This window comes from Pedobacter sp. WC2423, assembly GCF_040822065.1.
Lineage (GTDB): Bacteria > Bacteroidota > Bacteroidia > Sphingobacteriales > Sphingobacteriaceae > Pedobacter.
Window position 1 is genome coordinate 1,232,307 of sequence record NZ_CP162005.1, and the last position, 12,170, is coordinate 1,244,476.

At 39.0% G+C, this 12,170-nt stretch carries 12 protein-coding genes; 7 read left to right on the plus strand and 5 right to left on the minus strand.

All coding sequences use genetic code 11. The features are described 5' to 3' along the window. Positions 1 to 63: 63 nt before the first annotated feature. The 6 genes from AB3G38_RS04625 to AB3G38_RS04650 all read left to right on the plus strand — a co-directional run bounded on the left by AB3G38_RS04625 (position 64) and on the right by AB3G38_RS04650 (position 8,385). The gene (locus tag AB3G38_RS04625; RefSeq protein WP_367867327.1) at positions 64 to 954 is read left to right on the plus strand and encodes a LysR family transcriptional regulator; all 891 of its coding nucleotides are present in this window, start codon (positions 64 to 66) and stop codon (positions 952 to 954) included. A 26-nt stretch (positions 955 to 980) separates the two neighbouring features. Next, on the plus strand, positions 981 to 1,652 hold the full coding sequence (locus tag AB3G38_RS04630) for a GDSL-type esterase/lipase family protein (RefSeq protein ID WP_367867328.1): 672 nt from the start codon (positions 981 to 983) through the stop codon (positions 1,650 to 1,652). A gap of 280 nt (positions 1,653 to 1,932) precedes the next feature. Further along, positions 1,933 to 2,526 (plus strand): TetR/AcrR family transcriptional regulator, encoded by a 594-nt coding sequence (locus AB3G38_RS04635; protein ID WP_367867329.1) that lies wholly within the window; start codon positions 1,933 to 1,935, stop codon positions 2,524 to 2,526. A gap of 53 nt (positions 2,527 to 2,579) precedes the next feature. Beyond that, positions 2,580 to 3,743 (plus strand): efflux RND transporter periplasmic adaptor subunit, encoded by a 1,164-nt coding sequence (locus AB3G38_RS04640; protein WP_367867330.1) that lies wholly within the window; start codon positions 2,580 to 2,582, stop codon positions 3,741 to 3,743. A 6-nt stretch (positions 3,744 to 3,749) separates the two neighbouring features. Then, complete coding sequence (locus AB3G38_RS04645; protein ID WP_367867331.1) at positions 3,750 to 6,950, plus strand: efflux RND transporter permease subunit; 3,201 nt, start codon at positions 3,750 to 3,752, stop codon at positions 6,948 to 6,950. 28 nt (positions 6,951 to 6,978) lie between these two features. Then, on the plus strand, positions 6,979 to 8,385 hold the full coding sequence (locus tag AB3G38_RS04650) for an efflux transporter outer membrane subunit (RefSeq protein WP_367867332.1): 1,407 nt from the start codon (positions 6,979 to 6,981) through the stop codon (positions 8,383 to 8,385). Positions 8,386 to 8,388: 3 nt separating this feature from the next. On the opposite strand, the gene AB3G38_RS04655 is transcribed toward AB3G38_RS04650, so the two are convergent. Further along, positions 8,389 to 9,126 carry an NUDIX domain-containing protein gene (locus AB3G38_RS04655; protein WP_367867333.1) on the minus strand — a complete coding sequence of 246 codons (738 nt, stop codon included), beginning with the start codon at positions 9,124 to 9,126 and terminating at the stop codon, positions 8,389 to 8,391. A gap of 98 nt (positions 9,127 to 9,224) precedes the next feature. Here AB3G38_RS04655 and AB3G38_RS04660 point away from each other — a divergent pair, with 98 nt between their 5' ends. Continuing rightward, positions 9,225 to 9,902, plus strand: coding sequence for a pseudouridine synthase (locus AB3G38_RS04660; protein WP_367867334.1), 678 nt, complete (start codon positions 9,225 to 9,227; stop codon positions 9,900 to 9,902). 24 nt (positions 9,903 to 9,926) lie between these two features. On the opposite strand, the gene AB3G38_RS04665 is transcribed toward AB3G38_RS04660, so the two are convergent. The 4 genes from AB3G38_RS04665 to AB3G38_RS04680 are packed head-to-tail and all read right to left on the minus strand — an operon-like array spanning position 9,927 to position 12,106. Continuing rightward, positions 9,927 to 10,346 (minus strand): thiol-disulfide oxidoreductase DCC family protein, encoded by a 420-nt coding sequence (locus tag AB3G38_RS04665; protein WP_367867335.1) that lies wholly within the window; start codon positions 10,344 to 10,346, stop codon positions 9,927 to 9,929. A gap of 13 nt (positions 10,347 to 10,359) precedes the next feature. Then, positions 10,360 to 11,181, minus strand: a complete 822-nt coding sequence (locus AB3G38_RS04670; protein ID WP_367867336.1) for a hypothetical protein — start codon at positions 11,179 to 11,181, stop codon at positions 10,360 to 10,362. Positions 11,182 to 11,190: 9 nt separating this feature from the next. Next, the gene (locus tag AB3G38_RS04675; protein ID WP_367867337.1) at positions 11,191 to 11,733 is read right to left on the minus strand and encodes a hypothetical protein; all 543 of its coding nucleotides are present in this window, start codon (positions 11,731 to 11,733) and stop codon (positions 11,191 to 11,193) included. Between the two features lie 58 nt (positions 11,734 to 11,791). Then, the gene (locus tag AB3G38_RS04680; protein ID WP_068398691.1) at positions 11,792 to 12,106 is read right to left on the minus strand and encodes a hypothetical protein; all 315 of its coding nucleotides are present in this window, start codon (positions 12,104 to 12,106) and stop codon (positions 11,792 to 11,794) included. Between the last annotated feature and the right edge of the window lie 64 nt (positions 12,107 to 12,170).

Genomic DNA, 12,170 nt, shown 5'->3' on the forward strand with positions numbered 1-12,170 from the left:
TTTGGTTTACAATCTCAAATATCATTAGTTTTACCATTAGTAATAATTCTGATTACTTAAACCATGATAAGTATCACTAATCAAATAGAACTACGCCATCTCAATTACTTTAAGTTACTGGCCGAGGAACTGCATTACCGGAAAGCGGCTGAAAAGTTATTTATATCACAGTCGGCTTTGAGCCAGCAGATTAAACAACTCGAACAATACCTGGGACATTCATTATTTGACAGGAATAACAAACGTGTGGTTTTAAATGAGGCCGGGAAACTCTTTTATAAAGATGCCGTTCAGGTTATTCAGAAAATGCAAATAGCTGTCAATAATGTACAGCTATTGCAAAAAGGGAATACCGGACAACTTGGAATTAGCTTTGTAGCCTCGGCAATGCAGTCTATATTACCTGTTTTACTCAAAAAATTCAACAATGATTGCCCTAATATTGAATTCCATTTAGAAGAATTAACCAATAAAGAGCAGCTGCTGGCTTTAGAAAAAGGAGATATTGATCTTGGGTTTATGCGTTCTAACCAGGTAGGGCAAGATATGATGATCAAAAGTGTATACAAAGAAACCTTTACGCTGGTATTGCCAGCAGCTCATCCCATGTCTGCCCGGGATTTCAAACATATAGGGGAGTTAAAAGATGAATCTTTTATTCTTTTCCCGAATGATCAGAGTCAGCTTTATTATCAGCAGATTATTAATTTATGCGCCGATCAGGGCTTTACCCCAAAGCTTTCACATCGCTCTATCCATGCACCAACTATATTCAAACTCGTAGAGAACGGGATGGGACTTTCTATTATTCCAACTTCCTTAGCTACCTCAGGGAATCCAGGGATTAAATTTATAGAACTGAAAAATATACCCCAGCAAACGGAGCTGTATGCGGTATGGAAAAAGATCAATGATAACCCCGCGTTGCCTTATTTATTAGAAATGCTTGTCTGACGCTATTATTATAGATATTTTTGAGGATGTTGAAAATCTTTAAAGCAATCGCGTTTAGCTCCACATTCCTTTTACTATTTAATTTCAATTCTTTTGCACAGGATAAGCCTGCATTCTGGGATGATGTACAAGCTATCAAACAATATGACAGGGTTTATGCACCTCCAAAAGACCCGATATTATTTATTGGAAGTTCTTCAATCAGGTTATGGGTTGATTTTACGCATACATTTAAAGATTATACGGTATTGAACAGAGGCATAGGTGGTGCAGTGACCAGCGATGTAGACCGTTACCTGGAAGACATTGTATTTCCTTACCATCCAAAACAGCTAATCATCTATATAGGGGAAAATGATCTGATTAAAGCAGCTTCAGGAGAGGAAGTATTCCAGAGCTTTAAAAAGCTTTATACTGATATAAGAGTGAAACTACCAGTAGTTCCTCTAGTTTATATAGCGATCAAAGCGAGTCCTTCCAGGGCACAATACTTATCAAAAGGGATAAAAGCCAATCAATTAGTTCAAGAATTTTTAAAAGGACAAAAAAATACTGTATTTCTTGATATCTATAAGCCTATGTTTGATAAAAAAGGACAAATGCAGCCTCAATTATTTAAAGAAGATATGCTGCATATGAATGCTGCCGGATATGAAATCTGGAATAAATTACTGAAACCTTACTTATTAAAAGATTAAGATAAAAAGGTGATGCTGTTTTCTGACTAAAAAACAAACAAAACTTATAATTCATTCTATCCTGTAAAACCAGTTGTTCGTCGGTGTGTTTCAACCGCTGGTCAATTTCTGCTATCCGGAATTCCTTATTTGACTATTTTGGCCTTATACTCGATTGTTAACAGACAATAAATGTATTTAAAACTCAGCTTAAATTGCATTCATGTGATGAAAATCTGGGTATTCGCTAATATCTTTGTTTAACAAAAATGTCAAACAATAATATTAAAAAGAAGTTACAATGCCAGTAAAAGATAAAGGAACAGAGCAACTTATTAAAGATACTGCCAAAAAGATATTTTTTGCAGACGGAAAGCTGCATGCCACGACACAAGATATTGCTGACGCTGCAGGTGTAAACAGAACACTTGTACACTATTATTTCAGATCCAGAAAACTATTATTTGAGCAGGTTACCGAAGAGGCTATGAATGAACTGCGCCAGATGATGTCAGATGCCTTTACAGGAAAGCTGACATTTAAAGAAAAATTAAAGAAACTGATTCATGTTTTTATGGATCAGACAATCGCATACCCTTACCGGGAATTGTTTCTGATTACCGAGACTAACCGTCATCATCCAGCACATGCAGACGAAGTTCATGATATGCATACCAAACCGTTTCTGGAAGAGATAAAGAAAGAAATGGACAACGGAAACATCCAGACAATGGATCCCCGTCATTATATGATGAACCTGTTTGCTTTAATGGCTTATCCTTTGCTATCAGCTAATCTGAATAAAAGTTTCCTGAAAGTAAGTGATCAGGAATATCATAAACTAATGAAACAAAGAAAGCAGCTCATTTTTGAGATGATCTATCCCACAAAATAAATCGTACCCTATATAAATTCACAATAGACACCAATCAGCAAGAAAAAGTAAATATGAAAACATCAATACAGATTGGGCTCCTGTTCCTTACAGGATTAACCCTCGCCTCATGTGGCAACGATAAAAATAAAGCGGCACAGGCCGCAGCCGCAGCCGGGCAGGTTAAGGAATACAAAGTCCTGAAACTGGAACCCAGATCTGCTACATTAAATACAGACTATCCTGCAAGTATACAAGGGCAGCAGAATATCGAAATCAGACCAAGAGTGGACGGATATATCGACAAAATATTTGTGGATGAAGGTGCTGTTGTAAAGATTGGTCAGCCATTATTCAAAATCAGCGCACCACAATACGAGCAGGAGGTAAGAACAGCAAATGCCAGTATCGCCAATGCGATGGCACAGCTGAATGCTGCAAAACTGGCAATCAACAAAGTAAAGCCGCTGGTAGAAAAAGATATTGTAAGTAAATATGAGCTGGAATCAGCACAATATACTTATGAATCTGCGCAGGCAGCAGTAGCGACTGCGAAAGCCAGTTTGGTTAATGCTAAAACAAATTTAGGCTTCACTACAGTAACTAGTCCTGTGAATGGGGTAGTAGGTTCTATTCCATTTCGTTTAGGAAGCCTGGTGAGCAGCACCACTGCCGATCCTTTAACTACAGTTTCGAGTATAGGTAATGTATATGCTTATTTTGCACTGAACGAAAAAATATTGTTAGACTTTACTAAAGATGGTAGTGGTTCTTTCGCACAGAAACTAGCCAGACTCCCTAAAGTTTCCTTATTGCTTTCTGACGGATCTACTTATACTGAACAAGGCCGTATAGAAACAGTCAACGGGTTAATCAATACAGCTACAGGTTCAGCAAATATCAGGGCCCGGTTCCCTAATCCTAAAGGTATTATCCGCAGTGGAAGCAGTGCAACGGTAAGAATTCCTAATGCGGTGAAAGATGCAATCCTGGTTCCTCAAAGTGCAACTTTCGAATTACAGGATAAACGTTTTGTGGTCGTTGTTGGACAGGATGGCAAGACTAAAAATGTTGCAGTAACGGTGATGGAAAATACCGCAGGTAATTTCTTCGTGGTCGAAAGCGGCTTAAAAGCAGGAGATCAAATTGTATTAGAAGGGGTAGCAACCCTAAAAGACGGCACGCAGATCAAAGCGAATGCCGAAAACCCGGAAACTGTCTACGCAGACTTAAAATAAGAGCAAATGTTTAAAATATTCATACAAAGACCAGTACTCTCTACGGTAATCTCTGTGATTATTGTCATTCTGGGGGTACTTGGACTCACGTCACTGCCGATTGCGCAGTATCCAGATATTGCACCACCCACAGTCAACGTTTCTGCCAATTATAGTGGCGCAAATGCTGATGTTGTTTTAAAAAGTATTGTTATTCCGCTCGAAGAGCAGATCAATGGGGTAGAGAACATGACTTACATGACTTCTACGGCAACCAATGACGGTGCAGCCAGTATTAAAATTTACTTTAAAGTTGGAACAGATCCAGATTTAGCGGCTGTAAACGTACAAAACAGGGTATCCAGAGCAACAAGTTTATTACCAGCAGAGGTGACTCAGGCAGGGGTAACAGTAACGAAAAGCCAAAGTAGTAACCTGTTGATTTTTGCTTTATACAGTGATGATAAAACTTATGATCAGACATTCCTGCAAAACTATGCAAAGATCAATTTAGTGCCACAAATCCAGCGTGTTACCGGAGTAGGGGACGCCACTGTATTCGGTTCTAAAGATTATTCAATGCGTATCTGGTTAAAACCAGATATGATGCAACAATATAGTTTGATACCAAGCGATATTTCCGCTGCATTGGCAGAACAGAATATTGAAGCTGCACCAGGTAAATTTGGTGAAAATGGCAACCAGGCTTTTCAATACGTAATTAAATATAAAGGTCGTTTAACAACACCTACAGAATTTGAGAATATCATTATTAAATCTGCTGGTAACGGTCAGCTATTACGCTTAAAGGACGTTGCTAAAGTTGAATTGGGTGCATTAAGTTATACCGCGACCATTGAAACCAATGGTAAAGAATCAGTGGGTGTGGCAATTAGTCAGACACCTGGTTCCAATGCAAGGGACGTCATCAACAATTCAAAGAAGATCATTGAAGAAGCTGCCAAAACTTTCCCTAAAGGGGTAAAGTATACTACGCTTGTCGATGTCAATGAGAATCTTGATGCTTCAATTGACAAAGTAATTCACACACTGGTTGAAGCCTTTATCCTGGTATTTATTGTTGTATTTATTTTCCTTCAGGACTTAAGGTCTACTTTGGTACCTGCAATTGCAGTACCGGTAGCAATTATTGGTACTTTCTTTTTCCTGAACTTATTTGGTTTCACGATCAACCTATTAACTCTTTTCGCTTTAGTACTGGCCATTGGAATTGTGGTCGATGATGCGATTGTAGTCGTCGAAGCGGTCCACGCCAAACTCGACAACGGTTATAAATCAGCCAAGAAAGCTACCATTGATGCAATGAGTGAAATATCGGGTGCGATTATTTCGATTACGCTCGTTATGGCGGCAGTATTTATTCCGGTAACCTTTATCACAGGATCTACAGGTGTATTTTACAAGCAATTCGGTATTACACTGGCAGTAGCGATTATCTTATCAGCGATTAACGCTTTAACTTTGAGCCCTGCGCTTTGTGCCTTATTATTGAAACCGCATGCAGACGATCATAAGCATCAAAGCTTTGTACAAAGATTTTATACCGCTTTTAATGTTGCATTTGATAATTTAACCAATAAATACAAACGTTCTGTACAGTTTCTTTCAGTTAAGAAATGGATTGTGCTGGGAAGTATCGCAATTGCAGGTGCTGCTTTGTTTTACATGATGAAAACTACACCTTCGGCCTTTGTACCGGCAGAAGATCAGGGAACAATATTTGCGAATATCAGTTTACCACCGTCTTCTTCTATGGAGCGTTCAACAGCGATCGCTAAACAGGTTGATAGTATTGCACATACGATTCCGGGAGTTCAAAACACCTTACGTATTGTAGGGCAGAATTTCACCGCTGGTGCAGGTAGTGCATACAGTATGGTTATTTTGAAATTAAAAACCTGGGATGACCGTAAATTGAGTGTCGATCAGGTAATCGGACAGCTTTTTGCCAAAACAGCTGGAATCAGAGAAGCAAGTATCTTCTTTATTTCGCCTCCAACCATCCAGGGATTTGGTCAGAGTGGTGGATTTGAGTTCCAGTTACAAGATAAAGGCGGACATACCACTGATGAATTCTTCAAGGTAAATACTACGTTTCTTGCTGCACTTTCCAAACGTCCGGAGATCCAATATGCCACAACACCTTTTAACCCTGGTTTCCCGCAATATCTGATGGATGTAAATCTGGAGAAATGTAAAGATGCGGGCGTTACTGTAAATACGGTTCTGCAGACGATGCAAGGTTATTATGGTGGATTATATGCCTCTAACTTTAACAAGTTTGGTAAGCAATACAGAGTGATGGTTCAGGCAGCAGCCGAATTCCGTGCAAATCCAGAAGGATTGAACAAAATCTTTGTGAGAAATAATGCTGGTAATATGGCACCGATCACAGAATTTGTGAAAATGACCAGGGTATATGGTCCGGAATCCATTTCAAGGTTCAACTTGTTCAGCTCTATATCCATCACAGGAGCACCTAATCCGGGCTTTAGTTCTGGTGACGCGATTAAGGCCATTCAGGAAGTAGCCGCTTCAAACTTACCTGCGGGATATGGATTTGACTTTTCAGGTTTGACCAGAGAAGAGCTGGCTTCAGGTAGTGAAACCGTATTTATCTTTGTTTTATGTCTGATCTTTGTCTACTTTTTGTTAAGTGCACAGTATGAAAGTTATATTCTTCCATTCGCTGTATTGCTATCCATTCCTTTTGGATTGGCAGGTGCTTATCTGTTTTCCATTATCTTTAAACTGAACAGTAATATTTATCTCCAGATTTCCCTGATCATGCTGATCGGATTACTTGCCAAAAATGGTATTCTGATTGTAGAATTTGCGCTGGACCGGAGAAGAAACGGAATGCCGATTGTACAGTCAGCGATTGAAGGTGCAGTGGCACGTTTAAGGCCAATTCTGATGACTTCCTTTGCCTTTATCTTTGGTTTAGTACCCCTGATGTTCTCTACAGGTGCGGGTGCAGTTGGAAATAAGTCAATCGGTACCGGCGCAGTAGGTGGAATGCTTATCGGAACTCTTCTGGGTGTATTTGTGATCCCTGTATTGTTTATCATCTTCCAGACCTTACAAGAAAAAATCAGCGGACCAGCCAGAAAAAGCTATGACGATGAGGAAGAGGAAGAAGAACATCAGACTAAAAGGATAGCAGGTGCTGAAGAACACAAGCTTCTTGAACCACCAACTGCTTAGTTGATTTTAAATTTTAGAACAGAATAAGATGACTCATAAATATAACAAACAGGTTTTTGCTTTACTGGTCGCCGCAACCTTTTTTAGTGCGTGCTCGGTAACGAAAACTTACGAAACACCCCAGGTAAAAACTGATGGATTGTATCGCGGACAAAATGTAACAGATTCTGCAACTATGGCTTCACAGCCATGGCAGACGCTGTTTACAGATGAGAAGCTAAAAGTACTGATCCAAAAAGGCCTTGACCAGAATGTAAACCTGAAAAATGCAATCCAAAACATTTTGCAGGCTCAGGCTACCTTGCAGCAGGCAAAACTGGCTTTTTTACCAACTTTGAGTGCAGATGCAACTGCCACAAGAAGCAAACAGTCTTCTGCGGGTTTAAATTTTCCTCCAGGAATTAATATCAATACGCTGACGAATACTTATAAATTATCCATGAGTACTTCGTGGGAAGCAGATATATGGGGTAAACTGAGCAGTAGTAAACGTGCGGCTTTAGCGAAATACCTGGAAACTGATGCAGCTAAGAAAGCTGTTCAGACGCAATTGATTGCTGATATTGCGAATAACTATTATGGATTACTGGCTTTAGATCAGCAATTGGCTATTACGCAAAAAACACTGGAAAGCAGGATTGCGAACGTAGAAACGATGAAAGCGCTGAAAGAAGGCGCAGTAGTTAATGGTGCAGCCGTAGTACAAAGTGAGGCGAGCCGTTATGCTACTGAAGTTTCTATACCAGACTTGAAAAGAAGTATCCGTGAAACAGAGAACGCAATCAGCATATTACTGGCTGAAAATCCAGGATCTATAGACAGAAGTACTATGGAAGCACAAGCTGTTCCTTCAGATTTAGCAACCGGTGTTCCTGCGCAGTTATTACAAAACCGTCCTGATGTTCAACAGGCAGAGCTTGCTTTCAGAGGGGCATTTGAGAATACAAATCTGGCTAAAACTTATTTCTATCCAAGTTTAACTTTAACGGCTTCTGCTGGTTTCTCAAATTTAACTTTGAAAGACTTTTTCGACCATTCTGTCTTCTATAATTTAGTAGGAGGGCTGACGCAGCCAATTTTCAACCAGGGATTAAATAAAGCACGTTTAAAAACTGCTCAGTCGGCACAAATCCAGGCATTGAATAACTTCCAGCAAAGTTTGCTGGTTGCAGGACAAGAGGTTTCAAACGCACTTTATGCTTATCAGACGGCTGTTGAAAAGCAAGATTCAAGAGCTAAACAAGTTGCAGCACTGGTTAAAGCAGTTGATTACACACAAGACTTGTTACGCTTTAGCTCTGCGACAAACTATACTGATGTGTTAACCTCAGAACAAAGCTTATTAGCAGCACAATTGAGTGGCGTAAGTGATCATTTGCAAAAAATGCAAGCTATGGTTAATCTTTACCGTGCTTTGGGTGGTGGCTGGAAATAGCACTTACCAATCGAGCCCTTGCAGGGACTCATGATATTTCAGAGGATCAAAGCTGTAAAGGTAGGGTGCTTTATGCGCCCCACCTTTACGCAGGTCTTCTTGTTTGATCAGGATGTCAAAACGCATCATACGGCGGTAAAAATTACCTCTGTTTAATGGTTTCCCCAATATCGTTTCATACAGCTTTTGCAACTCCGGCAGCGTAAACTTCTCCGGAAGTAAATTCAGGCCAATTGGTTTATAGCTTAGTTGTTGTCTTAATACAGTTAAAGCATTCGTATAGATTAATTGATGATCCATCGCTAATTCCGGCAAATCATCAATACTTCGCCATTCACAGGTTTCACTATATTCATCTGCGCTCACATTTACCCCGGTGTAATCTACCAGAGCATAGAACCCGGCAGAGATAAAACGTTGTTTGTACCACAAATCATCCTCATAGCCTTCAAAGAATCCTTCAGAACGGTTTATTGCCCCAAATACACCAAATTCTTGCAAATAGACCCGTTCCGCACCTGTACGTTCAAACAAAACACGTTTCGCTGCATCTTGTAAACTTTCATTTTTAAGAATATAACCGCCTGGTAATAACCATTTCCGGGCAACATTCATTTTGAGTAATAATACTTTAAGCTGGTTTTCATGAAAGCCGAATACTACGCTGTCTACAGAGATATGAGGCAAACAATTTTCCCACATCCACTTACTTTTCTTGATGATGCCCTGATCTAATTTCATGATGGGGCAATATAAGAATCTGTTTAAAAGATATTCCATAAATCAGAACTTTCATCTCCCGGAGAATTTATAAAAAGCTATATTCGCGAAAAAAATTAATGCTTGAAATCGTATACCAGGATGATCATATCATTGCGATCAATAAACCACACGGACTACTTGTACATCGTTCCTCCATTGCAACCGATGCGAAAGAATTTGCCTTACAACTCTTAAGAGATCAGGTGAACAGACGCGTAAGTCCTGTACATCGTTTAGATAGAAAAACAGGTGGTTTATTGTTATTTGCTTTCGGGAAAGATGTTGAAATTGCATTGCATCAGCAGTTTCAAAATGGAGAAATACAAAAGAAATACCTTGCAATTGTTAGAGGCTATGCACCTGACAGCCAGGATATCGATTACCCATTAGTGAAAGAAAACGGTGCAATTCAAGAAGCTTTTACTTCGTTTATTACCTTAAAAAGAGCGGAACTTGATATTGCTTTGGGTCAGCACCCTACTTCAAGATACTCTTTAGTAGAAGCAACCCCTGCAACCGGACGTATGCACCAGCTTCGTAAACACTTTGCACATATCTTTTACCCAATTATTGGTGACCGGAAACATGGGTGTAACAAACAAAACAGGTTCTTCAAAGAGCAGTGGGAAATGACAACGATGCTATTACACGCTTCAGAACTCAGCTTCAAACACCCGGTTACCAAAGAAGATATTCATTTAAAAGCCGATATACACGAAGAGTTTAAAAGAGTGATGGATATCATGAGCTGGTAATTATTAAAACACCACCACCCACACTCAAATCAGGAATTTCTTTCTCATTTCCTGAGTCGGAACTACACAACTGTTCATTTGCCCAAACCAGGAATACCGGCGGCTGGCGAATAATGTATAACCATAATTCCGGACAGAACGCGGAATAAATTCAATCAGGAACAATAACCATGACCACCTGCTCTTTAAATGTTTAGCTATATGGATAATCCCATCAGAACGGGTAAGAACTCTTCTGTTGTTGATCACGACTATACTGTTCAGATCTAGCAGGTTGATATGGTGAATGGCTGATAATTCTTTGGCTACGTCACTTTGTAAAGAAGCAAAAACGAATCGGTTATGCTGATCGTGGCTAATCACATAATTGATATAACTGTTGCAGAAATTACAAATTCCATCAAACAGTATGATATCTTTTTTTCCGGTTAAAGTTGATGACATTGTAATTTCCTGGTTAATACAAATAAGATTGAATCTGATAATTGACAAAAAATAAAGCAGGGTAAGCAGCCATAAAAGCCCAGAAGAATGAATTCAATCCCATAATAATAGCCGTAAACAAATGGAACAGAAAGCCCCAGATGATAAAAACCAATGCATAATTAAAAGGCAGAATCAGGCATAATGGAAATAAGGTTTCCATGATCATTACATTCCAGCACAAAAATACATTTAGCCCGGGATATTTTTTCATTAATAATGCAGCCCATTGTGAACCATAAGTCTTAGTGGAAAACACATCCTTAATCGCTGTAGAAGCACGCCATTCTGCTGAAGCCAGTTTAGCAATACCTGCAACCGTGTAGGAAAGACAAGTTTGAAGTGCGATGAACCAAAGTCCTATGGTAGCTAAACGGGAACCTGTACCCAGCGGTAAATGACAAAGAAAAAGTGTGATAATAATCAGCATATTCATCTGATCTGAACCGTCACTTCCATAAAAAGTTATCATAGAACTTGCCAGCAAGCTACCACCTAATAATCCGACCAAGATCCAGCCATAAGTGCTTTCTAAAGGAAAAAATATCAATCCTAAAATAATAAAGCATCTCAAGCCAAAAATAACAGTCAGCCCTTTCTCATTAAATAACTTAAACAAGGGGCTGAAAAATGAGTTGTGATCTTTATTTTCCCAACGTAACTGCATTACATTCCATGAAAGTAAGCCTGTCGAAGAGAAGATCTGAATCTTTTTAATATACTCCATAGTGGAGATGAACAAGCCAATACTTAAAATGATTAAAATGAGCCGGTTGGTTTCTATAATAGATATCATAATTCAAATTTATATTTGGTGAAATACAGACAATAAAATAACAGAAGGTGGATTCTCTTTCAAATACCCTGAAGTTTCGGCAAGCATAAACTGCCGTTGTGCACTTCCTGCCTGGCATTCACAATGGCTTACCGCATGTAATACAATCAAATATGGCATAGAGAACATCAGCAGATCATATCCATTGTTACTTTTATAGTGTGGAATACTTGCAATTAAGCTTTGAATCACATCTGATAATATTTTTTTATCCCTTTTATCAGGATTCCAGCACCATGACCACAAAGAACGCTCTTCAGTGATGTCCATTTCTTCCCATTCACTATTACTCTCTTCGTCAATTTTATCTCTGTACAATAAATGATAATCACTTTTTCCAGGATTAGGTGCAAAAAACGTCCATAATGGAACCAAACCGAAAATATCAATCGTGTGTCTGATATAATTAGAAAATTTAGTACTTCTGAACTGGCATAAAACGGTGAGCAAAAACCATATGGCAAGAAAACTTGCGACTATAGCTTCATAAATAATATTGATATCTGTGGCCATATTGAAGAGGATTAAATTTTAAAGGCGGGTGCAATCAGGCCCGCCCTTAAAACAGTAATTAATTAAACTTTTTACGAAGTTCTATTAGTTGCTGAACGTTGATACCAGCTTTAGCATGCTGTTCTAATGATTTGCTGGCTTCATCATGAGTTTCTTTACCTAAAATAGCAGTTGCTACTTCTACGATGTCAGTCACATAAGGAGTTGCTTTTACTGCAACTCTTGTAGCCTTGGCGGTTACTTTTACAACTGCGGTAATAAATGCTTTAACATCTCCGATTTCCGCTTCGATCCCTTCGTGGCCACCTTGCATCTCTGCAATAAGGGCATCAAGTGCAGCTAATTCTGCGTGAGTTAATTTTAACTTTGCCATAATTTAATTTGTTAAATAAAATAGTTTTTTAGGTGCGTTAATTTGAAGCTTCATTGCACGATAT

Excerpts from the sequence above, each read along its gene's own strand:
- AB3G38_RS04635 (WP_367867329.1), top strand. The coding sequence starts at position 1,933 with ATGCCAGTAAAAGATAAAGGAACAGAGCAACTTATTAAAGATACTGCC.
- AB3G38_RS04630 (WP_367867328.1), top strand. The coding sequence starts at position 981 with ATGTTGAAAATCTTTAAAGCAATCGCGTTTAGCTCCACATTCCTTTTA.
- AB3G38_RS04655 (WP_367867333.1), bottom strand. The coding sequence starts at position 9,126 with ATGAAATTAGATCAGGGCATCATCAAGAAAAGTAAGTGGATGTGGGAA.
- AB3G38_RS04670 (WP_367867336.1), bottom strand. The coding sequence starts at position 11,181 with ATGATATCTATTATAGAAACCAACCGGCTCATTTTAATCATTTTAAGT.
- AB3G38_RS04680 (WP_068398691.1), bottom strand. The coding sequence starts at position 12,106 with ATGGCAAAGTTAAAATTAACTCACGCAGAATTAGCTGCACTTGATGCC.
- AB3G38_RS04645 (WP_367867331.1), top strand. The coding sequence starts at position 3,750 with ATGTTTAAAATATTCATACAAAGACCAGTACTCTCTACGGTAATCTCT.
- AB3G38_RS04625 (WP_367867327.1), top strand. The coding sequence starts at position 64 with ATGATAAGTATCACTAATCAAATAGAACTACGCCATCTCAATTACTTT.
- AB3G38_RS04640 (WP_367867330.1), top strand. The coding sequence starts at position 2,580 with ATGAAAACATCAATACAGATTGGGCTCCTGTTCCTTACAGGATTAACC.
- AB3G38_RS04650 (WP_367867332.1), top strand. The coding sequence starts at position 6,979 with ATGACTCATAAATATAACAAACAGGTTTTTGCTTTACTGGTCGCCGCA.
- AB3G38_RS04675 (WP_367867337.1), bottom strand. The coding sequence starts at position 11,733 with ATGGCCACAGATATCAATATTATTTATGAAGCTATAGTCGCAAGTTTT.
- AB3G38_RS04665 (WP_367867335.1), bottom strand. The coding sequence starts at position 10,346 with ATGTCATCAACTTTAACCGGAAAAAAAGATATCATACTGTTTGATGGA.
- AB3G38_RS04660 (WP_367867334.1), top strand. The coding sequence starts at position 9,225 with ATGCTTGAAATCGTATACCAGGATGATCATATCATTGCGATCAATAAA.